Here is a 22,803-nt window from a genome sequence, read left to right as displayed (position 1 = left end):
GCCCCGGCCGGGTCCTCGTGGTCCATCGCCTCCGCCTCCCGCGTCACTTCAGCGCGAGTGCGTTGGCGGTGGAGCCCGCCGCACCGGCGAGGTTGAGCGGAGCCGCGGTCAACAGCCCCTCGTGGACGCCGTCCCGGGCGCAGTCGTCGGCCAGGGCGGCGAGGTCGAACAGTTCGCCCACCGCGAGACCCAGCTCGGCGATCAGCGTGTGGTGCAGAAAGGTGTCAGGCCCGTCCATGTCGAACGGCATGGCTTCCACCGCCGGGCAGTCGGCCGCGACCGCGGACAGTTCCAGGCCGCGCAGCCACTGCCTGGTCTCCGGATCGACGGCGAGGCCGGGCGAGGCGAAGAATCCCTCCGCCGCCAGTGCCTCGCGCGCGGCCCGGTCCAGGCCCTCGTACCAGCGGGTCCAGCCGAAGTGCAGCAGCAGGATGTCGCCGGGCCGTAGGTCGACACGCTGTGCGGCGAGCGCGGCCGTCACGTCGGCCGCGGTGTAGGCGACCCGGCGGGAGCAGTCGCCGCCGTGCCGCCCGTGCCTGACCAGGTCGGCCAGGACGAAGCGGCCCGCGATGCCGCGCCGCGCCCAGTGCTCGATGCCCAGCGGTCCGGCCGCCGTCTCGATGTCGGCGGCCAGGTGGCCGCCGTGGTAAGTGCCGTCGGGCCCGCGGACGTGCGCCAGGCCGTCCCACTGCGAGGACCCCTGCGGGTAGAAGGAGTCGAGGCGGTCGTCGAAGCCGTTCCCGAGGTCGATACGGGTGTGGACGTGGCGGCCCCGGCCGAGGATCGGCGGGTCGGGCAGGCCCAGGTCCCAGTTGAGCGGGAAGACCCGGCCGCGGGTCACCAGCGCGGCGGCGTCCCTGATCCGCTCGGGCGTCTGCCGGGCCACCGCGCCCAGTTCGGGCGGCACGGCCGCCGCACGCGCCGCACCCTCCGTACGGGTGCCGGCGGGCGCGTCGCCGCCGGTGCCGGTCATGACGCGCCCACCGAGATCATGGCCTTCATGGCCACTTCGCCCGCCGCCGCCTCGGCCAGCGCCCTCGGCCCCTCCTCCAGCCGGTAGCGGTCCGACACCAGGTCGTCGACCTCCACGGCGTCGCTGGAGACCAGCTCGATGGCGCGCGGCCAGGTGTGGGCGTAGCGGTGGACGGTGGTGAGGGTCAGTTCGCGGTAGCGGATCAGGGTGGACGACAGCGCGAACGTCGGCGCGGCGGGCACTCCGACCAGTACGGCCCGGCCCCGCGGCCGCAGCCGCGTCATCCCGTCGTCCAGTGCGGTGGGCGCTCCCGAGCACTCCAGATAGCAGTCCAGGTCGGCGGCCACGTCCTGGAAGCCGTTCCCGGCGCCGTCCGCCGAACCGGTGCCGACGTGGGCGGTCTCCACGCCGGGCGTGGACTCCGCGAGCCGTGCCAGGCGGCGGTCGTCGACATCAGCGACGATCACCCGGGCCGCCTTCTGCGCCAGGGCCACCCGCGCCACCAGCGTGCCGATCGGACCGGCACCGGCGATCAGCACCTGCTCGCCGGGCTGTACGGCGGCCCGGCCGACCGCCCATACGGCCACCGACAGCGGTTCCAGCAGGGCCGCCCGCGTGGCCGTCATGCCGGCCGGGACCGCGTGCACCGCGCGGCGCGGCAGCACCACCCGCTCCCGTGCCAGCCCGGCGTGCGGCGGCATTCCGAGGAAGCGCATGTCCGCGCACAGGTTGTACGTGCCGGCCAGGCACTCGCGGCACCGGCCGCACCACAGGCCGGGCTCGACGGCGACCCGGTCGCCGGGGACGAGGTCGGTGACCTCGCCGCCGGTCTCCAGGACCGTGCCGGACGCTTCATGTCCGAGCACATGCGGCCCGGTGAGCCGGAAGGCGCCGATCCGGCCGTGCGCGTAGAAGTGGGTGTCGGAGCCGCAAAGGCCGACCTGCGCGATGGCGACGCGCACGTCGCCGGCGCCGAGCGGCTCGTCGTCGGTCTCGGCGATCGCCGCGTCATGGGCACCCCGCAGGGTGAGAGCACGCATCACGCCACCTCCGCGGCATCGCTCGCGTGGGCGAGCGGGTCGGTGAGTTCCGGCGGGTCGGGCTCGCCGGAGGGTTCGAGGGTCGGGGTCAGGCCGAGGAAGTCCGCGGTCGGTCCGAGCTGGTTGAGGAGCATGTGGATTCCGGGCACGACCGGACAGCCCGCGCGCTGCGCATGGTCGAGCAGCCGGGTCCTGGTGGGTTTCATGATGATGTCGCTGACGGCCGTGGCGGCGGTGAGCGCCGTGAGGTCGACGGGCAGCGGATCGGTGCCGCGCATGCCCACCGAGGTGGTGTTGACCAGGACGTCGACACCGGCGACGGTGTTCTCCACGCGCACCTCGCACCGTACGGCCGGGTGAACACCGCTGACCCGATCGGCGAGTTCGGCGGCGCGGGCGGTGGTCCGGTTGCGGATGTCCAGCCGGGAGACGCCCGCCGCGGCCAGCGCCATGGCGACGGCCCGCGCGCTGCCGCCCGCGCCGAGCAGCAGCACCCGCGCGCCCTCCAGCCGCACCCCGTGCGCGAGGAGTCCGGCGACCAGACCTGGGCCGTCGTACTGGCCGCCGAGCAGCCGTCCGTCGGGCAGCCTGCGGATGACATTGCTCGCCCCGGCTCTGACGGCGTCCTCGGTGAGATCGTCCAGCAGCCCGGCGATGTGCTCCTTGTGCGGCATGGTGACCCCGATGCCCGCCAGGTTCTTCCAGGAGCGGGCCGCGGCCACCGCCTGCGGCAGGTCCTCGACGCCGACCTGGTACGGCACCACGACCGCGTCGATGCCGCGCTGCCGGAAGAAGCGGTTCATCACCTCGGGGGTGCGCACATGTGCCACCGGGTCGGCGAAGTGCGCGTAGACCCGGGTGTGCCCGGTGATGGGGTGCGACGTCATGATGCGGTGAACTCCGTCCAGTCGTCTGTCCAGGTGCCGAGGTCGGGGGTGAGTCCGCAGGCCAGCGCCGCCGTCCGGGCGGCGCCGCGGGTGCCGGCCTCGGTGTCGGCGGGCAGCCGGAAGGGGCCGAGCACGCGGGCGCGGACGGCCCGGATGTAGCCGGACGCGTACCAGCCGCCGGCCGCGATCACCGCGTTGCCGGCGCCGCCGAGCGCGTCGAGCAGACCGATCGCGTCGCGGCAGCGCCACGAGGTCAGTTCGACCAGTACGGCCCAGGCCTCGGCGTCCGGCAGTCCGTCGAGAGCGGCCACCACGGCGGCCGGTTCGAGCGGGGCCAGCGGCCGGTTCGTGCTGTCTAGGGCGACGGCGAGTTCCTCGGCGCGTCCGGGGGCGGGCAGCCGGGCCGCCGCCTCGCCGAGCGCCTCGACGTCGGCGAAGTGCCGTTCGGCGCCGAGCCGGGCGTCCAGCAGGGCCCGCAGCAGACGTCCCGTGCCGAGGACGCCGAAGAGGTAGTCGCGGCCGGGGAGGAGGTGCGGTCCGCGCTCGAATCCGGCCGCCACCGCCCGGGTCAGCAGGCCGGGGTCCTTGGTGGCGGGCTGGGAGCGGATCAGCGCCTCCCCGGTGCCGAGGCTGTCGAAGCAGTCGTCGGGGTGTACGGCTCCGGCGCCGATCGCGCCCGCCAGATGGTCGTGTCCTGCGACGGTGACGACCGCGCCGCCGATCAGCGGCAGGCCGGCCCGCGCGGTGCCAGTGGGCGACCCGGCGGGCAGCAGTTCCGGCATCGCCGCGGGGTCGAGTCCTGCCCAGCGCACACTGTCCTTCCACCAGCCGCGGGCGGTCACGTCCATGAAGCCGCTGCGTGCCGCCAGGGACCATTCGGCCGTGGCCCGGCCGCCCGCCCAGTGGGCCGCCCACTCCGGTACGTTCAGCCAGCTCACGGCCTTACCCGTCCGCCCGGTCCCGGCCGGCGCGAGCCCGCCGCGGGTTCCCGTGCCCGTACCGGATCCCGCCGATCCCCCGTTCCCCGCCGACAGTCGGGGCAGCAGCCACGCCATCTTGATCGCCGAGGCGCGGGTGGTGGGCCGCAGTCCGGTGGTGGCGGTGAAACCGTCGCCGTGCTCGGCGAGCAGCACGGCCAGCTCGTCCGCCCCGCTGGTGTCGAACCACGCCACGGCCGGGGCGACGGGAGTGCCGTCGGCGGCGAGCGCGTAACCCGCTTCCGCCATGCCGGCGAAGCCGACGGCGACGGCCCAGCGGCCGGGCAGCCGGTCGGCGAGCTGCCGGAAGAGGCTGTCCAGCGTGCCGGACAGGTCGTCGTGTCCGAGCACCGTCGTCCCGGCGGCGAGCCGCCAGGGGGTGTCGGCCCTGACCACCGCCAGCTCGCGGCCGCGTTCGTCGGTGGCGGACACCTTCACCGTGGTGGTGCCGATGTCCACACCGACGACGCATGCCGTCCTTGCCATCACAGCCTCCATCGGTCACAGAGTGGAAATACTCCGGTTTGTCCTGTCTACAGGTTTTCGCCGTCCCGTGGCGGGCGGCCCGGTCGGGGCATACGGGCGGGCTCGTACGAGCGGTGCGGCGGGTACGTCAGCGCGCCGCGCTCGGTACGTCCTCACCGAGGGAGTACGCGGTGACCAGCCGACGCAGCCGGCCGGCGATCGAGGTGACGACCTGCTCCTCGTCGAGCGCGCCGTTGAGATAGCCGTCGAAGGCGTCGGTCCACAGGCTGCGGCCGATGGCGAAGCCGATGTAACCGTCCACCCCGCGGACCTGCCGCACCCACTCCTCGGCCGCGTCGATGTCCGCGCCGCCGCCGAGCAGCACCAGGGCGGTCGGGTACGGCGCCCCGCTCTTGCAGTGGTCGGCGACCACCGCGTAGTCGGCCTCGGCCGCCAGCGGTTCCAGCTTCCACACGTGCGGCCACACGCCCGCGTCCTGGTACTCCGTGATCACCCGCAGCAGCAGTTCGGTGTGGTGCTCGCGCTGCCAGCGGTCCTTGTCGCCGCCGGACGCGGCGAGCTGCCCGTCGGTCGGCGGGACCAGCATCTCCAGCATGAAGGGCCGCTCGTTGGCCAGGCACCATTCGAGCACCTGGCGGGCCCGGGCCAGCTGCCGCGCCCGGCGCCCGGCGGGCAGGTCGGGATTGTGCACGATGAGCGCCTTGACCATGTCCGGTTCGAGCGCGTCCAGGCGGGCGGCGAAGTTCTCGCCCCCGGTGAGGGCCAGCTCGCCGGTGTTGATGTCGAAGACCGAGGACCGGCTCTCCTCCACCGGCAGCACCAGGCAGCACCCGGCCTCCCGTACCCGGGGAATGGTCCGCCCGCCGTACTCCTCGTCGATCAGCACCCCGAGGTTGGCCGGGGCGGTGCCGACCTCGGCGATCGTGCGGATCAGCGCGTCGAACGCCAGGTCCTTCACCCGGCCGAATGCCTCCTGACGTTCGGCGTCCGGCACCACATCACCGAACAGCCCGCGCATCACCGCCCGGTGGTCCATGGCCAGGACCAGGAGCGGATGGGGGACGTCAGTCATCGTGTTTCCTTTCGAGAGGGGGAGGAGCGGCGGCCGACCGGACGAGCGGGTCATGCCGGGCCCCGGCGTTCACCGGTCCTGCGGCGGGCGACGAAGCGCGCGGCGAGCACGGCGACCAGCAGGGCGAGGCCGTTGAACAGCGGCTGCACCCAGAACGGGACTCCGAGCAGGCTCAGGCCGTTGAATCCGACGGCGAGCAGCAGGATGGCGACGATCACACCGGGCACGTTGTAGAAGCCCGGACGGTAGGTGGTGACGCCCAGGAACGCGGCGGCGTAGGCGGGCAGCAGCAGGTCGGGGCCGAGGCTGGGGGTCACGGACCCGGCCTGGCCGAGCTGGAGCACGGCCGCGAGCGAGACCAGGCCGCCGGCGCAGCCGAAGGCGAGGATCTTGTACCGGCCGGTGCGCACACCGGCCAGGAACGCCACGCGCTCCGAGCCGCCGATCGCGTACAGCCGGGCACCGACCGGAGTGTGCTGGAGCAGGTAGAAGCAGATGATCGCCACGATCGCGACAATCCACACCGCCCAGGCGACCTGCACCGCGTAGCCGCGTCCGAGAGTCTTGGCCAGACCAGGGACGGTGGTGAGGATGGCGCCGTTGCTGAGCATCAGGGTCATCGCGGAGAGCACGATGCCCATGCCCAGGGTCGCGATGAACGAGTTGATGCCGAACACCACGTTGAGCACACCGTTCCAGGCGCCGGCCACCATCCCGCAGACGACCATGGCGACCAGCACCGCTCCCACCGGCCAGCCCTTGCCGGTCAGATAGGCGCCGAGCATCGCGCAGAAGCCGAGCAGATAGCCGACCGACAGATCGAACTCGCCGACGATCAGCGGAAAGAGCACCGCCAGTGTCATCAGCGCGATCACCGACTGGCTGACCAGCAGCGAGGTCCAGTTCTGCCGGGTGGCGAAGTTGGGAGTGGCCAGGCTGAACACCACGATCAGCAGCACCAGCAGCACGATCTGGGCGTAGCGCTGGATCAGGGCTTCGCCGACCGTACGGAGGAGGCCGGGGCCTTCGGCCCGCTCGGCGGGAGGCGGTCCGTCGGCGGTCACGGCTCTCGCGGTCGCCGGATCGGGTTTCACTGTGTCGAGGTCTTCCATGTTCATCTCGGTCCGTCCTCCTGTGGACTCGCCACGATCCTGGCCAGCTTGACGGGGTTGTCGGGGACGGGGATCTCCTCGGCCGCGGCCCCGGGGCGCAGCACCACCATCCGGTCGCAGTGCGCGGTGAGCTGCTCGAACTCCGAGGAGAACAGGACCGCGCCCATCCCCCGGTCCACCCGTCTCCTGACCGCTTCGAACATCAGGAGCCTGGCGCCCGGGTCGACGCCGTTGGTCGGTTCGTCGAGCACCAGGACCTTGGGGTCGGTGGACAGCCACTTGCCGAGCAGCACCTTCTGCTGGTTGCCGCCGCTGAGGCTGCCGAGGGAGGCCGAGGGATTGCGCGGCCGTACGTCGAGTTCGCGCACCACCCGGCCGATCGCCTCGCGCAGCGCGGCCCGGCGGTGCCAGAAACGGCGCAGCGAGGGGAGCGCGATGTTGTCGGCGATACTCAGCACGGCGACACCGCCGTGCGAGAGCCGGTCCCTGGGCAGCAGCGCCACACCTTGTCTGCGGGCGGTGGAGGCGGTCCAGGTGCGGGCGGGTTCGAACCCCCGCACCTGGACCGAGCCGGAGTGGGGCGGTACGCCGCCCGCGAGGAGATACGGCAGTTCGTCGACGCCGGAGTCGGGCAGCCCGGTGACGCCGACGATCTCGCCGGCCCGGATGTCGAGGTCCAGGGGGTTGAGGCGGTTGCCGGTCAGCCCGCGGATCTCCATCAGGTTCGGACCGGAGACGGCCGCCTCCTCGCGGTGGGCCGGCTTCTCGTCGGCCCGCACCACCTGCTCGGTGGCAAGGCGCTGCTCCGGGAGCATGTACTCGACGATCCGGGCCGCGGTGACGTCGGCCGACGGCCCGTCGTACTGCGTACGGCCGGACGCCAGCACGGTGAGCCGGTCGGCGTACTGAGTGATCTCACCGATCCGGTGGGTGACCATGAGGACGGCCGTGCCCCGGTCGGCGAGCCTGCGGACCAGGCCGAGCACCTGCTCCGCGTCGTCCTGCCGCAGCGAGGCGGTGACCTCGTCGAGGATGAGGATCCGGCTCCCCTGCCCGGTGGCCACGGCGAGGGACACCATGGCCCGGTCGGCGGGGCCGAGTTCGGCGCAGGTGGTACGGGCGTCGACCGGCACCTCGTGCTCGTCGAGGAGCCGCTGCGCGCGCCGCACCAGGGCCCGGTGGCTGAGTCCGAGGGCGGGGACGCCCTCGAAGCCGCCGAGCAGCGCGACACAGTCCGCGACCTTGAGCGTGTCGACCAATGGCGCCTCCTGGTGGACGACGCCGACGCCCGCCGCGCGGGAGTCCATCGGCGACGACCACTCCTGCGGGACGCCGTCCACGAGCAACTGCCCGCTGTCCGGCCCGAACACCCCGCTCATGATCTTGATGAGGGTGGACTTGCCCGAGCCGTTCGCCCCGGCCAGCGCGTGCACCGCGCCGGGGACCAGGCCGAGCGAGACGTCCAGCAGCGCCTGGGTGGCGCCGAAGGTCTTGCACAGCGCACGCGCCGCCATGACCTCGCCGGGGGCCTCACCCGGGGCTTCGCCGGTCACTTGATGCCCCAGAGCTTGTGGTACTCGGCGGCGACGTCGAACGGCAGCTTCCACTGGTCGTTGTTGCCGATCATGTTGTCCTTGGTGAGCAGGACCGTGATCGCGCCCTCGTTGGCCGGTTCGATGGTCGGCTGCTTCTGCACGGCGCGGATCATCTGGTCGACGGTCGCGTAGCCGTACAGGGAGGGGATCTCGATGACGGTCGCGCCCTGGATGTCGCCCTCGCGGATGAACTGCCGGTTGATCGGGTCTCCGACCGCGCTGACCAGCTTGACCCTGTTGCCGAGACCGGCCTGCCTGATCGAGTTGACCTCGGCGGCGGCGGCCGAGTCGAAGCCGGTGTAGACGTACGTGGCGTTCGAGCGCTGCTGGAGCGTCGACGCGGTACGGCTGCCCAGGGCGCCCGAGGCGATCTCGTCAGTGGTGAAGTTGACCGGCTTGAGCACCTTGCACGACGTGCACTTCTTCATCTCGGCGACGAAGGCGTTGTACGTGACCGTGTTGGACAGGTACTCGCTGGTGATCACCGGCTGGACCACGGCGGTGCCCTTGGAGTCGGCGATCACCCAGTCGGCCTGCATCCGGCCGTTGGCGGTGTAGTCGGGTGCCACGTCGAGGTCGAAGTCGATCTGCCCGGACTCCAGCTTGGGCTTGGGGTTCGGGGTGCCGGTGCCGTTGTTCATCGAGATCACCGGGATACCGGCCTTCTTGGCGGCCTCCAGGCCCTGCTGGACCAGCTTGGAGTCGATGGCGACCGTGGCGATCACATCGGCCCGGTTGGAGACGGCGTTGAGGATCATGCTGTTCTGGGTGCGGGCGTTGGACTGCCCGTCATAGATGGTGGGTTTCCAGCCGAGGGACTTCACGATGCCCTTGACCGATTCCGCGGGGGTGTTGCAGCCGCCGATGGCGACACCGCACGGGATGATCGCGACCTTGACGCTCTTGGGCACGGTCACCGGCTTGTCGGTGGGGCCCGCGAAGGACTGCGGCCCCTTCTGTGCGGCCTGCACCGCGGCGGTGAACTGGCTGACGTCCTGGCTCTGCCCGGAGTCGGCCGCGCCGCTGTCGCCGGCGGAGTCGTTGTTGGAGGGTGCGCACGCGGCGGTGAACCCGAGCCCGATGCACGCGGCGGCGATGACCGCTGCCCGCGCCCCTGAAGTAAGGACTGTGGAAGGCATACCTCGCTCCTTTGCGGTGGTACACGTCGCCGTGGTGGCGGTGTCTGCGACGTCCGGGACGTCTGCGCTGCTGTCTGGGGGGCGGCACCCGGCGTCGGGCAGGGGCCGTGCGGAGCTGTTCATGGGATCGGGACCACTTCGACCGGCAGTCCCGAGGTCTCCAGCGCGCGCAGCAGTTCCGGTGGGGCATCGCTGTCGGTGATCAAGAGGTCGGGCTGGGAGGTGTCGGCGAACCGGGCGAAGTGGTCCTTGCCGATCTTGCTGCTGTCGCAGAGGACGACGGTCCGCTTGGCCGCGCGGATCATCGCCTCCTTGACCGCGGCCTCGGCCGGGTCGGGTGTGGAGAAGCCGTGCCGGGGCGAGACCCCGTAGGTGCCGATGAAGGCGACATCGACGTGCACCCGTGCGATGGCGCCAAGCGCGGGGGCGTCCACCTCCGCCAGCGTGTTGGCCCGGACGCGGCCGCCGAGCGTGTGGACGCTGAGTCCCTGCTTGCCCGCGAGCGCGATCGCCGCCTGGAGGCTGTTGGTCATGACGACCAGCGGGGGCCCGCCGGCGAAGACCTCCGCCATCCGGCCGGTGGTGGTCCCGGCGTCGATGATCACCGCGCCCTCGTCGGGCATGTGCTTGACCGCGGCGTGTGCGATCAGGTCCTTCGCCACCGCCATCAGCCGCCTGCGGGCCTGGAGGTCGGGGACGAGGTGTTCACGGTCGAGGAGGATCGCTCCGCCGTGCACCCGCTGGACGAGCCCGCGGCGCTCCAGCAGCACCAGATCACGGCGGATCGTCTCCGACGTCACCTCCAGCCGGTCCGCCGCGGCGACGACTTCGAGCCGCCCGTTGGCCTTGAGCTGGTCGAGCAACGCTCGTCGACGTTCCTCCGCGAAGTGCGCGGATGTGCCGTTAACGCTCATCACGGGCCCTTCCGTATCAACCTCGCTTTTGCTTCATGTGGAATTAATACCTGTATCCACGCGATGCCACAAGGGGTTGCGCAAGGAAGAGTGTCCGAATGAAACATTCCATGGCCAAATGACACCAAATTTTGAACACTCTGTCATTATTGGATTACAGCGAGCAACTCAAAGTGGCCATTTCACCCCATAACATCCGCACAGTCGGAGCGCTCACAATATGGATCTGTGTGGAGATTCCAACTTCACAGATCCCACAGAAGGCCACAACGGCCTCTCGTCGCACAGACCGAAGGGTGCGGGAGGCTCTGAGTGGCATGACCATCCGAGGACAGCAGACCTCAGCGGCTCGCCCCGGCCGTATCCTTCACCGCCACACCGATACGAACTCGCCGACAGCCCCGGAACCCGCTGGGGACCGCCTATCCCGAGGACGGGCGTACTCGTCATCCGGCAGACCGTCGAGAGTGCCTTCGAGGCCGCCTCCGGGGCCTCCTACATTGCCGAGGACCGCTACCGGGTCACCAGGCGCTCCGTGGTCCGGCCACGGCGTGGTGGTCGAGTTGGGCGAGGGTGAGGACCTGACCGTCGAGGGCGAGGAAGTTCACGGCCGGTACGGCTTCGTGTCCTGGGCAAGCGGACACGTGTCCTCGCCCGGTGGGGCAACGCGGTGATCGAGGTCGCCAAGCGGGGCGGCAACGACACCGTGCGGCCCCGGCCAGGTCGAGTTCGATCTCGACGGGACGACACACCGCCTCACCGCCTTCAGCGGCAGGCGGGGGGCCATCGGTCTCCCGGCGTCCTGGCCCGGATTTCCGCCTGACGGCTCACAGCCGTCCCGCCTCCGTCAGTCTGCTCAGGAAGTCGCGGGTACGCTGCTCGGCCGGCGCCCCGAACACCCGGTCCGCGGTGCCGCGCTCCAGGATCACTCCGGCGTCCAGGAAGCACACCTGGTCCGCGACATCACGTGCGAACGCCATCTCGTGGGTGGCGATCACCATCGTCATGCCCTCGTCCTTCAAGTCCCGGATGACCGCGAGGACTTCGCCGACCAGCTCCGGGTCGAGTGCCGCGGTGACCTCGTCGAGCAGCAGCAGCCGCGGCCTGGTCGCGACCGCTCTGGCGATCGCGACCCGCTGCTGCTGCCCGCCGCTGAGCCGGTCGGGGTACTCGCCGGCGCGACCGGCCAGGCCGAGGCGGTCCAGAAGTTCCCGCGCTTCGGTCTCCGCGCGGTCCCGCGGCACCTTGTGCACCCGGCGCGGCGCCAGCGTGATGTTGTCGAGCACCGTCATGTGCGGGAAGAGGTTGTACGCCTGGAAGACGACGCCGATCCGGCGGCGCACCGCGTCCTGGTCGATCCGCGGGTCGGTGATCTCCTCCCCGTCCAGGAAAATCGCGCCGTCGTCCACGTCCTCCAGCAGGTTCGCGCAACGCAGCAGCGTCGACTTGCCCGAGCCCGAGGCACCGATCAGCGCGGTGACGGAGTGCGCGGGCACTTCCAGGGCAACGTCGCGCAGCACCACGGCCGAGCCGTACGTCTTGCGGACCGCCTCCAGCCGCAGCACCGGCTCCCCGGACGGCAGCGGCCACGGGGAGCCCTTCGACAGCGCGTCGGAGGTCATACGGTCCCTCCCTGCGCCTGGCGCCCGTTCATCCGGGCCGCGATCCAGTCGGTGAACCTCGTCAGGGGAATGGTGATGGCCACGAAAATCAGCCCGGCGACGACGTACGGCGTGTAGTTGAAGTCCCGGCTGGCGATGATCTGCGCGGCGTAGACGGCGTCCACCGCGCCGCCGATCGACACGAGGCCGGTGTCCTTCTGCAGCGACACCAGGTCGTTGAGCAGGGGCGGCACGACACGGCGTACAGCCTGTGGGAGTACCACGTGCCGCATGGTCTGCGCACTGGTCAGGCCCAGAGAGCGGGCGGCGGCGCGCTGACTGGGGTGGACCGATTCGATGCCGGCCCGGAACACCTCGGCCACGTAGGCGGTGTACGTCAGGCAGAGCGCGAACCCGCCGAGCAGCACCGGGTCGTTGGTGACGCCGCTCAACCGCAGCGCGGGAATGCCGAAGACGCTCATCAGGATGCAGATGATCAGCGGCAGTCCGCGGAAGAAGTCCACGTACGCGGTGGCCAGCGCGCGCACGGGGAAGAAGACCGGCCCCCGCAGTGTGCGCAGCACCGCGATCAGCAGCCCGGCGACCAGGACCACGGCGCCGCACACCGCCAGCAGCCGGAGATTCAGCCACAGCCCGTCCAGCACCTTGGGCAGTGCGAGACGCGCGTAGTGGGCATTGAGGAACGTGTCCCTGGTGCGCTGCCAGCCCGGGGACTCCACGATCAGTGTGACCAGGACGGCCGCGGTGACCGTCGAGCTGGCCGCGGCCACCGCGAAGGCACGGCGGGTACGGGCCCGCCGGTACCGTTCGCGGGCGAGCCGGCGCGGCGAGGGCTCGTACGTGCCGTCCGGGACGGCTTCGTCCTGTTCGTCCCGCACGGTCACTTCAGCACTGGCGCGCCGACCGCGTCCGACAGCCACTGCTTCTCCAGCGCCGCCAGTGTGCCGTCGGTGCGCAGTTTCGTCACGGCCGCCGAGACGCACGCAGTGAGCTTGCTGCCCTTGTCCAGGACCAGCCCGAACTGCTCCGACGGGGCGCCCGCGGTGTCGAACTGCCCGACGACCTTGGCGCCCGGCACCTGCGCGCCGGTGATGTAGAAGGCGGTCGGCAGGTCGACCACGATCCCGTCCACCTGGCCGTTCTTCAAGGCGGCGACAGCCAGGTCGTTGCGCTGGTAGACAGCGGGCTGCTTGGACGGCTTCACCACGTCGGTGATGGTGTCGAGGCTGCTCGTGCCCACCTGGGCGCCGAGCTTGGCGTCCTTCAGGTCCGCCAGGGTGTGGGCGTTCGCGATCGGGGAGCCCTTACGGGCGACGACGGCCTGGCGTACGTCGTAGTACCCGGAGGAGAAGTCCACCGCCTTCTTCCGGTCGGCGCTGATGGACACCTGGTTGATGTCGAAGTCGAAGTTCTTCACGCCGGGAGAGAAGGCGGAGTTGAACGGCACGGTCTGCCAGACCACCTGGCCGGGGGCGAAACCGAGTTGCTTGGCGACCGCGTAGGCGACAGCGGACTCGTAGCCCTTGCCGTTGGACGGCTTGTCGTCGGAGAACCAGGGGTCGTACGCCGGGTTGTCGGTTCCGACGGTGAGCTTTCCCGCTGTGTGCGTCGGCAGTGCGGAAGCGGTGCAGGAGGCGCTCGTGGCGGTCGCGCTGCTCGGTGAGGGCGTGCCGGAGGCCGCAGTGTCGTCCTGCGGGGAGCAGCCGGCGAGCGCCGCAGCCATGACGGTGGTGGCGAGCAGAACTGCCGCGGCGAGAACCTGACGGCTCGGGGACAGGGGTTTTGCGAGACGCATGGCCGGACTGTGGCACCGCGACGGCGCCGCTGTCCACGCGATTCGGCCAGTTGTCCGGATGGCGGACCTTTGTGTCCGTGATGTTTCGGTGCCCTTCAACCGGCGGTGGCAGCGCGCCGGCGAGGATCGGAGCGGCGGCGGCCAGGATGCCGGCGGCGAAGAAGACGGCGGTCGGCGTGATCGGGCCCAACCCGAAGCGGAGATACAGCCACAGCACGAGCACCGGACCGGCAATTGTGGTGCCCGACCCGGCTCTTCACCGGGGGCCGGGCACCGCATGAGGATCCTCAGCGGCGCCGAGGCGCGGCGCCCGGCATCCTTTCGCTGTCCCCCGCTGGTCGCCCGGCGGTGTGCGCCGGGTGGGCGGCGGTTTTGACGGGGCGCAGGGTGAGGGTCTGTTCCGGGGCGGTTCTGCCGTGGCCCACCGGGCTGCCGGATGTGTCGGTCCATGCGCGGGTCGGGGTGGTCTCGGCGGTCCTTCCGGGCGCGCCGGACAGGGCGAGGACCAGTCCGCTGTAGCGGTTGACGAGGCGGACGGTACCGGTGGCCCGGCCGTCGGCGGTCCGGCCGGGGACGACGAACCACTGCCGGCCCACGGTGGGGCCGGCCGAGGGGACCGCGGTCACCGTCGGTGCGGCGCCCCAGGCGCGGCCGGAGGTGTGGTCGGAGTCGACGCCGAGCGCCTGCCGGCTGGCGGCGTTGGTGATCGTGTAGGAGCCGTCGCCGTTCGGGGTGAAGGTCCAGTGGCCGCGGGCGCTGTGCCGGTCCTCGGTCCACGAGGTGGTGGCGGTGCTCCGCGTGGGCTGGGCGAGGATCCGGCCGGTCCCGTTGGCGATGGTGTAGGCGGCGCCGGGAGTGACGGGGGCCGCGGGGGTGCTGGTGCCGATGGTGGTGTCGTAGTACTCGCCGTCGGCGTTGCCGGAGCAGAAGAACGAGCAGTAGCTGCGGAAGGTCTTGCCGACGACGGCGGAGCCGGTCCTGTTCACGCCGTCGACGATCCAGCGGTACCAGGACCCGGAGGTGTAGGCGCCGGGTCGCCGACGAGTGTCCATTTCTGGGTGGCGAGGTTGTCGGTGACGTAGAAGCGCTGCGGCTCGGTGCCGTCCTGTTTCACCGTTTCGGGTTCGCCGACGTACAGGCCGAGGTAGGCGTCGTAGGTGATGTTCATGGTCAGCAGGTCCGACTTGGGCGGCAGCAGTCCGGCGGCGATCTGCTCGGGGACGGTGCCGGAGTTGGCCGGGTCGTAGTCGTGCGCGACGGGCGTGTAGCCGGTCGGGTGGGCGGGGTCGGCGGGCGTCATGTTGCTCTCCAGGCCGCCCGTGCCCGGTTGGGACCAGGCGCCGTCGTACCACTTGCGCCATGAGCCGGGCGCCATCTTGGCCGACATCGGTGCGCGGGCGACGTGCGCGAGGCTGTCGTCGCCGCCGGCGGCTCCCGCCTTCGCCACGACGCGGGAGTTGTAGAAGACGTAGAAGTAGCCCGAGGCGGTGTCGACGAAGAGCCGCGGGTCGCCGTCGCCGTAGTCGTAGGACTGGTGGGGGAAGGCCGCGTCGTCGCCGCGCTCGGTGCTGTACGGCGAGGTGATGACGTGGTCCTTGATGTCCCACGTGTGGCCCTGGTCGGTGGAGACGGCGTAGTCGATCGAGTCGTAGTGCAGTCCGTCGCCGAAGGGCTGCGGGGTGAACTCGTTGTGGACCAGCCCGTACCAGTCGCCCGTGTCCGGATCCACCCATACGCCCATCAGGTCGCAGAAGTTCTTCTGCGAGTAGTACGAGGTGTCGTCGGCGTAGCCGGCCTCGCGTCCGGTGGGGCTGTTGTTGCACCGCCAGGTGGTGTCGTTGTTCTTGTCCCGCGCGTCGGCGGGGTTGACGGCGTCGCTGACGGGGTTGCGGCTGGTGTGGTCGAAGTCGCTGCCGCTGTAGAAGGTCCAGGTGCGGCTGTCGGTCGGACCGTACAGGGAGTGCGCCGACTGGTAGTAGAAGGTGCCGTCCTTGTCGATGTAGGGGCTCGACGGTGTGTCGTCGGGCCGGTCCCAGGTGCCTTTGGCGCCGATGGAGACGGTGTACGCGGGGGCGTCCGTCGCGGACGCCGGCCCGGAGGCCAACGGCCCCAGCAGTACGACGACGACGGCGGCGGCGAGCACGCCCGCAAGCAGAGACGAGGAACGTGTGAAGGCTGATCCCCCCGCGGCGCGCCTGTCGGATGCCGCCCTCGCCGGGCCCGCGCAGCCGCGCGACCGGCGGTCCATCCGCCGTACCAACCTCGCGGTGGTGCTGCGCATTCTGCGCGACGGCGGACCGCGGTCACGCGCGCAGATCGCCGCCGACACCGGCCTGCCCAAGCCGACGGTGACCAGTCTGGTCGCCGAACTCGTCGCGCTCGGTCTGGTGCGGGAGGGCCCGGCCCAGCGCGAGGGCGCCGTGGGCCGTCCCGGCACGCTGGTGCACCTCGACGGCCGGGACATCTGCGGTGTCGGCGTGGAGATCAGCACGAGCTCTGTGCACGTCCTGGCCCTCGGGCTCGGCGGCGCCACCGCTTTCGGCCACCGGACCGCGGCGGCGGTCGCCGACATGACCGCCGACGCGGTCCTGGACCTGACGGCCCGGTCCGTCCGGACCTGTCTGACCGCCCTCGAACGGGACGGCGTCCGCCCCGTCGGCATCACGCTCGCCGTGCCCGGAGTGATCGACGCGGACACCGGCACCGTCGAGTACGCGCCCGCCCTCGGCTGGCGCGGCCTGCGAATCCTCGACGGTCTGCGGGACCGGCTGGAACGGCCCGTGCCCCCGCTCACCGTGGGGAACGACGCCAAGCTCGGGGCCGTCGCCGAATACGTGCACGCGCAGGGCGCGGGCGTCCAGGACATGATCTGCATCACCGGCGAACGCGGCGTCGGCGCCGGCATCATCACCGACGGACGGCTGCTGCTCGGCTCCACCGGTTTCGCCGGCGAGGTCGGCCACATGCCGCTCGACCCCGAGCGACGGCCGTGCGTGTGCGGGCGCACCGGCTGCTGGGAGACGATGGTCGGCCTGGACGCGATCTTCCGGCTCGCCGCGGCCGACGGCGACCCGGTCCGCGACCCGGGTGTGGAACTGGAGGAACGCCTCGCCGAGTTGCGCCGCCGCGCCGAATCCGGCCACGCGCGCACCCGGCAGGCGCTGGACCGCGTCGCCGACGACCTCGCGCTCGGCATCGCCCTGCTCGCGGATGTCCTCAATCCCCAAGCGGTCGTCCTCGGCGGCTACTTCAGCCACATCGGCGACCTGATGCTGGACCGGGTCCGCGAGGTGGTGCGGGCGCGCGTCATGGCCCCGGACGCCGGCGGCTGCGAGGTGGCGATGTCCACCCTCGGCTTCCGCGCGGCCGCCCAGGGCGGCGCCCATCTGGCGCTCGACGCGGTGTACCAGGACCCGGGCGCGGTCTGAACCGCCGGACGCCGGAGCAACCGCCTTGCAGCGCACCCCGGTTCAGGTGGACGACCACCTCCTGAGCGCGACGCTCTCGAACGGCCGACCGCGAGCCGTTACGAGGGGTGCCGGGCGCGCAGCCTGTGCAGCATCTGCTGCTGGTGGCGGCGGCCGACGGTCTCGTAGCCGAGCACGGTGACGAAGGGGGCGAGCATGATCACGAGCAGGCATACCGCGACGGAGACCCCTGCGACGGCCAGGAGTGCCGCCGCGGCGAGCACGAGGAGGGTGAGGGAGACGAGCAGGAGGTGGAAGCGGTCTGCCGCCGACAGCAGCAGGGTGTGCAGGAGGTAGACCATGAAGAGGTAGAGGCCGGTGGGGAGGGCCAGGGCCAGGACGACGGCCACTCTGCCGAGGTGGGCGTGGTGTTCCATGTACAGGCCGGCCAGGTGCAGTCCCGCACCGACGGCCGCGATGGCGATGAAGACGGGGATGTGGCCGTAGCCGAAGAGGTATCCGCGGCTGCGGCGGTGGGTGAGGATGTCGCCGAAGGGGGTCGCGAAGTAGACCCACCACATTCCGAAGGTCAGCCCGATGCCGGCGACGATGACGGCGACAGCGTTGCCGGTCCAATGTGTTCCGTCCGCTCCGCCGAGGAGGTCGCCCGAGGAGGCCGCGGTGCCGACGACGCTTTCGCCGAGGACGATGATCGTGAACAGGCTGTAGCGTTCGGCGGTGTGGTGCGGATGCCAGGGGGTGCCGCCGGCCCTGCCCTGGGCGAACACGGGCAGGAGCAGTTCCAGGGTTCCGATCGCGACGACGGCGAGGATGACGGCCACGGACGGCAGGTGCGTGAACGCGACGACGGTCCAGCAGACCTGGGCGACCAGGATCCAGAGGATTTCCGACCTGCTCACCTTGCGGAACTGCGGGGATTCCCGGTGGACGCGCCACCACTGGAGGACCATCGCCAGGCGCATCACGATGTAGCCGACGACCATCAGCCGCAGGTTCAGGTGGTCGCCCTCGACGGCGGAATGGAACAGCGCGGGGATGCCGAGCGCGAAGACGACGACGCCGGTCATCTGCACCATGGTCAGCGCCCGGTAGAGCCAGTCGTCCGTGCCGAAGGCGGAGGCGAACCAACTGAAGCTGATCCAGGCGATGCTGATCGCGAACATGGCGAGGAGGAACGCGAGGACGGCCGGTGCGGTGTGCCCCTCGGCGAGTGCTTCCGCGAATTGGTGGGCCGCGGTACCGACCGCGACGACGAACGTCAGGTCGAACAGCAGCTCCAGAGGTGTGGCGACCCGGTGCGTCTCGTCCGGGTCGCGCCCGGTCATCGGCAACAGCCGGTGCGCGAGCCGACCTCGGCCTGTGTCACTGGTGCCGGCGCCCGTGCCCGTACTCGTGCTGGAGGAGTCGCTCATGATCGCATGCTGCCTTACGGTCGGTAGGTGCGAGGCGTTCCCGTGACGTGCGCCTCGGCTTCGCCGCGAACGGCGTACGTGTCAGGAGGCCGTCACGCCGACGATGGATTGGTCTCCAGGCACTCGCCGACGCCGAAGTCGGACCGCTCGCGGCCGTCGCCGGACCGAACGCCTCCCGCGCCGCCCGGCGCCCCGGCCCGCGCGGCGGCGGACCGGGCGGACGCGCGCCGGTCAGGCGCCGTGCGGGAGGAACACGCCGCGGAAGCGCATCCTGCCCGAGGAGAGCCGGTCGTACGCCTCGGCGGCCTGGTCGAGGGAGAAGGTCTCGACGATGGGCTTGACCTTGCCCCGGCCGGCGAGGTCGACGACCTCGGACAGATAGTGCCGGCCGCCGTGGGTGGAGCCGATGACCTTCTGGCGCATCATGTGGAACGGGACGCCCTCGGAGGAGATGGAGAACGGCCGGGTGAAATCCAGCCCGCTCAGGACGACACGGCCGCTGGGCCGCAGGCCCGCCATCGCCTCCTCCGCCGCCTCGAAGGCGTTGGTGGTGATCAGCAGGACGTCCGCGCCGCCCAGGTCGTGCAGCTCCTTGCCGCCTGCGACGACGTGGTCGGCGCCCAGCTCGACAGCCAGGTCGTGCTTGTCGGGCGAGTGTGTGACCGCGACGGTCTCGAAGCCAGACGCCTTGGCGAGTTGCAGGGCGACATGCCCCAGCCCGCCGATGCCCACGACGGCGATCCTCTCCCCCGGCCGCGGTTCGGCATCGCGAAGGGCGCTCCAGGTGGTGTAGCCGGCGCACATCATCGGCGCCGCGTCCTCGAACGCCAGGTCGTCGGGAAGCAGCACGGTGCCGCCGGCCGTGATCGCGATGTACTCGGCGTGGCCGCCCTGCGCGGCGAAGCCGGTGGTTCGCGGTGCGACGCAGTTCATCGCGGTCTGGCCGGTCAGCGGCAGGTTCTTGCGGCAGTAGTCGCAGCGGCCGCACGCCGACTGCACCCAGGTCGTGCCGACCCGGTCACCGATCTCACGCCCGTGTGCGCCGTCGCCCACCGCGACGACCTCGCCGACGACCTCGTGGCCAGGGGTCTGGGGGTAGATGTCGCCGCCGTAGCCCTGCGTGGCCCACACATCGGTGAAGCACATGCCCGACGCGCGGACCTTCACCAGCACCTGACCGGGCTCGGCCACCGGGGTGGGGACCTCCTGGACCTCCCACGGCTTGTTCGCACCGGTCATCACAACAGCCTTCATGATCTCGCTCCTTGCTCGGAGGGGGGAGGACGGCGCGGAAGCGGCCCGTCGAGGAGGTGCGGTCCGCGCTCGTCCGGGGGACCCAGTCCCGATCACCAGAGGTAACCATCTGGTTAGATACAACGTACCGCGGATCCCGACGTCCATCAATAACCGGATAGTTACCAAGGCGCTGCGGCGCGCGGCCGCCTCGCCCGACGCGGGCGCTCGACGAGCATCACTATCCGTGTAGTTACGGGACGGATTAGTCTTGACCCATGCCACCGGACGCCACTGCCACCAAGAAGCGCCTGCTCACAGCCGCTTACCACGAGTTCGCCCAGTTCGGGCTGGCGGGTGCCCGCGTGGACCGCATCGCCGAGGCCGCGCAGGCGAACAAGCGCCTGATCTACGTCCACTTCGGCAACAAGGACGACCTCTTCGACCTCGTGGTCGCCAACAGCCTGGAGGACCTCGCCAAGGCCGTCCCCTTCACCGCCGACGACCTCCCCGGCTACGCGGGCCGCCTCTTCGACTACCTCCTGGACCACCCGCAGGTCCTGCGTCTGACCGGATGGTCCCAACTGGAACGCCCCGACGCCCCGCCGGCCCAGGTGGACGCCTACCGGCCCAAGATCGCCGCCATCGCCGACGCCCAGCAGCAGAACCTTGTCACCGGGGCGGTCGCCCCCGCCGACGTCCTCGCCCTCCTGCTCGGGCTGACCACCGCGTGGGCCAACGCCTCCCCCGCACTGCGGTCCCTGGCCGACCAGCCGCCGTGGGACCCCGACCGCCTGCGGACCCACCGCGCCGCGATGACCGCCGCCGCCCGGGCGCTCACCGCGCTGCCCCCGTCCACCAGCGGGAACGGCGATACGGGTCAGCCGCGCACGGCCCTCACTCCCTGAAGCGCCTGCCCCCGCGCACCGGTCGGTCGCACGGCCCCGTGCGAGGTGACCGCGAAGTCCCCACGGGAGCGCCGTGCGGCCCGCCGCCCACTCGTCACCGGCATCACAGCCCTCCGGGCCGGTACGCCCGGCTCGACGCCGTTGGGGTTAGAAGGAGTCGGCGTACCAGTGGAAGGCGGTGGGAGCGGTGACGGTCGCGAGGACGTCGTGCGCCGGGGCGAGGAGCGGGCGGGCCATGCCGTAGTGGGTGGGCGCGGGGACAGGATCGGCGAGGAAGCGAGGGAGCGCGGCGACGATGGCGGCGTCGGCCGGCAGCCGCACCGTCGCGGTCGTGGCGCCCGCCGCACGGGCGTGGAGCGCGGCGGCCGACAGCAGGGCGCCGGCCGCGTCGGCCTCGCGCCCGGGAGCGAGCGCGATCTCCGCGAGTTCGGCTTGACGGGGTGCGGGGTGGCGGAGCACGGCGAAGCCCGCCGGGGTGCCGGACGGGGCGGCTCCAGGAGGCGCCTGGGCCGAGGCGGGCGCCACTGGCCCGGCGTGTCCCGAGGCCGCGTGGTCCTCCGCGACCAGGATCCGGGCCGGGGCCGCGTACCAGACCGGCACCCGGTGCTCCCAGTCGTCCGCGCCGCGCACGGTCGTCAGCGGACGGACCGCGTCGAAGCCGTCGCGAAGCGCCCGCAGGGCCGGCAGGTCGGCGCGGGTCGCCGGGCGTACGGCGGCGGCGCCCGCGTGCGGTGCGCGGCCGGCGAGCGGACCGGACCAGCCGGGAGCGCCGAACGACCGCCACCCAGCGCCTTCATAGACCCGCGGGGTGGCGGTGAACAGTAGCGACCAGGCGCATTCGTCCGCCGTCATGGCATCCACCGCCGCGGCGAGCAGGTGCCGGACGTGGCCCTGGCCGCGCGCGTCGGGGTGGGTGGCGACGCCGCCGACGCAGCCGACCCGTTGCACGCGGCCGGTGGCCGAGCGGATCGGCCGCGGCTGGTAGTGGAGCGCCGAGACCAGCCTCCCGGCGCCGTCCTCGGCGGCGAAGGTGCGGCCGTGCCGCCCCGGGGCCCGGTTCCACAGCGCGGCGACCGTCGCCGCGTCGGGGAAAGCAGCCGCCCACAGGGCGTGCAGCCCCGGCTCGTCCGCCGGGGTGGTGGTGCGATAGCGCATGGCGAAGGCCCTCCCTGTTGCCGAGATCGCAGGTCCCGCAGCGCCGCGGATCGGGTCCGGCCGTACGGTCGCGCGGTCGTACGGACCCACCCGTCGCGCCCGGCTCGGCGCACTCAGAGGATCAGATTGCCGGCCGCCGCGCTGACCCTCTTGCCGTCCGCCGGCAGGCCCTTCCTGGTCACCCCGTCCTCCGTGCACGCGGTGTGCAGGAGTGACGACGTGCCGGTGAACGCGTCCGCGGCCAGCGAGAGCCGGCCGCCAGTGAGCCGCGCGCCGACCGCGGTGTAGCGGTTGCGGCCGTCCGTGACGCGTACGTGCGCGGTATCCGCGTCGGCCGCGCTGCTGCGCAGGTCCGCCAGGTCCCAGGTGACGGTCGCGCCGGTTCCGGCGGTGCGGGAGAGCAGTGCTTTCGCCGCGTTGGTCCCGGACAGGGCCGCTCCCCCGCCGACGCTGATCCGCTGGTCGCGTACGGCGCTCAGCGCGATGCCGGTGTCGGTGAGGCTGCCGCCGTCCACGGTCACCTCGGACGCCCCGACCACGAGGGGCGCCGCCTGCGGGGCGCCGGCCAGTCGGCAGTCGGTGAAGCGCACCGGGCCGCTGCCGCGCAGCAAGTTGCCGTCGAGCCCGGTGAAGGTGGTGCGCACGAAGTGCACCGGCGCGGTCACCGGGGTCTGCACCAGCACGGACGCCTTCGGCAGGTCGAAGGCGCAGTCGGTGACGGTGGTCGGCCGGGTGGAGCGCGCGGACTGCTGGGCGACGGCGAAGAAGGAGGCGCTGCAGCCGCGGAGTTGGGCGCCGTCGGCGTTGATCACCAGGGTGCCGGCCGGGTCGAAGGTCGGCCGGGGGACGACGTGGACGTTCTCCAGCGTCAGGTCGGTGATCTTGGTGTTGGCGGTGAACCAGGAGCAGACATGGTTGCGCACAGTGATCCGCTTGGCGGAATCACCCCACTGGGCACCGGAGTTGGCGATGTCCATCAGGCCGGAGTTGCCGTCGAAGAGCAGGTCGTGTTCGTACTGCCCATGGGTGGTGAACGGGTTGCCGCCCTCGTCGTC

The 22,803-nt window shown here is 71.7% G+C and carries 20 protein-coding genes and 1 pseudogene; 2 read left to right on the top strand and 19 right to left on the bottom strand.

What is annotated here, in order from left to right; translation table 11 throughout:
• Positions 1 to 43: 43 nt before the first annotated feature.
• The 15 genes from BM076_RS21490 to BM076_RS37625 all read right to left on the bottom strand — a co-directional run bounded on the left by BM076_RS21490 (position 44) and on the right by BM076_RS37625 (position 15,755).
• Complete coding sequence (locus BM076_RS21490; RefSeq protein ID WP_093715290.1) at positions 44 to 973, bottom strand: cyclase family protein; 930 nt, start codon at positions 971 to 973, stop codon at positions 44 to 46.
• Positions 970 to 2,013, bottom strand: a complete 1,044-nt coding sequence (locus BM076_RS21485) for an alcohol dehydrogenase catalytic domain-containing protein (protein WP_093715289.1) — start codon at positions 2,011 to 2,013, stop codon at positions 970 to 972. Before BM076_RS21485 ends, BM076_RS21490 begins: the two co-directional genes overlap by 4 nt.
• Positions 2,013 to 2,900: a shikimate dehydrogenase family protein gene (locus BM076_RS21480; RefSeq protein ID WP_093715288.1), complete on the bottom strand. Its 888-nt coding sequence runs from the start codon at positions 2,898 to 2,900 to the stop codon at positions 2,013 to 2,015. The genes BM076_RS21485 and BM076_RS21480 overlap by 1 nt, the downstream gene beginning before the upstream one ends.
• Positions 2,897 to 4,363, bottom strand: coding sequence for an FGGY family carbohydrate kinase (locus BM076_RS21475; RefSeq protein WP_177246543.1), 1,467 nt, complete (start codon positions 4,361 to 4,363; stop codon positions 2,897 to 2,899). Before BM076_RS21475 ends, BM076_RS21480 begins: the two co-directional genes overlap by 4 nt.
• 127 nt (positions 4,364 to 4,490) lie before the next feature.
• Entirely contained in the window at positions 4,491 to 5,435 is a 945-nt protein-coding gene (locus BM076_RS21470; protein WP_177246542.1) for a 2-deoxy-5-keto-D-gluconate 6-phosphate aldolase domain-containing protein, read from the bottom strand.
• Positions 5,436 to 5,485: 50 nt separating this feature from the next.
• Positions 5,486 to 6,553: an ABC transporter permease gene (locus BM076_RS21465; RefSeq protein WP_093715285.1), complete on the bottom strand. Its 1,068-nt coding sequence runs from the start codon at positions 6,551 to 6,553 to the stop codon at positions 5,486 to 5,488.
• Complete coding sequence (locus tag BM076_RS21460) at positions 6,550 to 8,100, bottom strand: sugar ABC transporter ATP-binding protein (protein WP_093715284.1); 1,551 nt, start codon at positions 8,098 to 8,100, stop codon at positions 6,550 to 6,552. Before BM076_RS21460 ends, BM076_RS21465 begins: the two co-directional genes overlap by 4 nt.
• Entirely contained in the window at positions 8,097 to 9,281 is a 1,185-nt protein-coding gene (locus BM076_RS21455; RefSeq protein WP_177246541.1) for a sugar ABC transporter substrate-binding protein, read from the bottom strand. The genes BM076_RS21460 and BM076_RS21455 overlap by 4 nt, the downstream gene beginning before the upstream one ends.
• 119 nt (positions 9,282 to 9,400) lie before the next feature.
• Entirely contained in the window at positions 9,401 to 10,195 is a 795-nt protein-coding gene (locus tag BM076_RS21450) for a DeoR/GlpR family DNA-binding transcription regulator (RefSeq protein ID WP_093715282.1), read from the bottom strand.
• 521 nt (positions 10,196 to 10,716) lie between these two features.
• Complete coding sequence (locus BM076_RS38055; RefSeq protein WP_265737106.1) at positions 10,717 to 10,839, bottom strand: hypothetical protein; 123 nt, start codon at positions 10,837 to 10,839, stop codon at positions 10,717 to 10,719.
• Positions 10,840 to 11,022: 183 nt separating this feature from the next.
• Complete coding sequence (locus BM076_RS21445; protein WP_093715281.1) at positions 11,023 to 11,817, bottom strand: amino acid ABC transporter ATP-binding protein; 795 nt, start codon at positions 11,815 to 11,817, stop codon at positions 11,023 to 11,025.
• Positions 11,814 to 12,695 carry an amino acid ABC transporter permease gene (locus BM076_RS21440; RefSeq protein ID WP_093715280.1) on the bottom strand — a complete coding sequence of 294 codons (882 nt, stop codon included), beginning with the start codon at positions 12,693 to 12,695 and terminating at the stop codon, positions 11,814 to 11,816. The genes BM076_RS21445 and BM076_RS21440 overlap by 4 nt, the downstream gene beginning before the upstream one ends.
• A 2-nt stretch (positions 12,696 to 12,697) precedes the next feature.
• Positions 12,698 to 13,612, bottom strand: coding sequence for an ABC transporter substrate-binding protein (locus tag BM076_RS21435; protein WP_093715279.1), 915 nt, complete (start codon positions 13,610 to 13,612; stop codon positions 12,698 to 12,700).
• A 287-nt stretch (positions 13,613 to 13,899) separates the two neighbouring features.
• Positions 13,900 to 14,598 (bottom strand): RICIN domain-containing protein, encoded by a 699-nt coding sequence (locus BM076_RS37630; RefSeq protein WP_177246540.1) that lies wholly within the window; start codon positions 14,596 to 14,598, stop codon positions 13,900 to 13,902.
• On the bottom strand, positions 14,595 to 15,755 hold the full coding sequence (locus BM076_RS37625) for a hypothetical protein (protein WP_177246539.1): 1,161 nt from the start codon (positions 15,753 to 15,755) through the stop codon (positions 14,595 to 14,597). The genes BM076_RS37630 and BM076_RS37625 overlap by 4 nt, the downstream gene beginning before the upstream one ends.
• Positions 15,756 to 15,780: 25 nt before the next feature.
• Between BM076_RS37625 and BM076_RS21425 the strand changes: the two genes are divergently transcribed.
• Positions 15,781 to 17,040 carry an ROK family transcriptional regulator gene (locus BM076_RS21425; protein ID WP_245796201.1) on the top strand — a complete coding sequence of 420 codons (1,260 nt, stop codon included), beginning with the start codon at positions 15,781 to 15,783 and terminating at the stop codon, positions 17,038 to 17,040.
• A gap of 98 nt (positions 17,041 to 17,138) precedes the next feature.
• Here the strand turns inward: BM076_RS21425 and BM076_RS21420 are convergent, their stop codons facing one another.
• Both BM076_RS21420 and BM076_RS21415 read right to left on the bottom strand, forming a co-directional pair.
• The gene (locus tag BM076_RS21420; protein ID WP_093715278.1) at positions 17,139 to 18,365 is read right to left on the bottom strand and encodes a low temperature requirement protein A; all 1,227 of its coding nucleotides are present in this window, start codon (positions 18,363 to 18,365) and stop codon (positions 17,139 to 17,141) included.
• A gap of 318 nt (positions 18,366 to 18,683) precedes the next feature.
• Positions 18,684 to 19,706 carry an alcohol dehydrogenase catalytic domain-containing protein gene (locus BM076_RS21415; RefSeq protein ID WP_093715277.1) on the bottom strand — a complete coding sequence of 341 codons (1,023 nt, stop codon included), beginning with the start codon at positions 19,704 to 19,706 and terminating at the stop codon, positions 18,684 to 18,686.
• A gap of 257 nt (positions 19,707 to 19,963) precedes the next feature.
• On the opposite strand from BM076_RS21415, the gene BM076_RS21410 reads away from it, so the two are divergent.
• Positions 19,964 to 20,593 (top strand): TetR/AcrR family transcriptional regulator, encoded by a 630-nt coding sequence (locus BM076_RS21410; RefSeq protein ID WP_093715276.1) that lies wholly within the window; start codon positions 19,964 to 19,966, stop codon positions 20,591 to 20,593.
• A gap of 147 nt (positions 20,594 to 20,740) precedes the next feature.
• Here BM076_RS21410 and BM076_RS21405 read toward each other — a convergent pair whose 3' ends face one another.
• Both BM076_RS21405 and BM076_RS36715 read right to left on the bottom strand, forming a co-directional pair.
• Positions 20,741 to 21,748 (bottom strand): GNAT family N-acetyltransferase, encoded by a 1,008-nt coding sequence (locus BM076_RS21405; RefSeq protein ID WP_093715275.1) that lies wholly within the window; start codon positions 21,746 to 21,748, stop codon positions 20,741 to 20,743.
• A 113-nt stretch (positions 21,749 to 21,861) separates the two neighbouring features.
• Positions 21,862 to 22,803 (bottom strand): annotated as a pseudogene (locus BM076_RS36715) (peptidase C14); the annotation flags it as partial.

It is taken from the genome of Actinacidiphila alni (genome assembly GCF_900112845.1).
Classification (GTDB): Bacteria; Actinomycetota; Actinomycetes; order Streptomycetales; family Streptomycetaceae; genus Actinacidiphila; species Actinacidiphila alni.
This window is presented reverse-complemented; position numbering and strand designations above follow the sequence as displayed.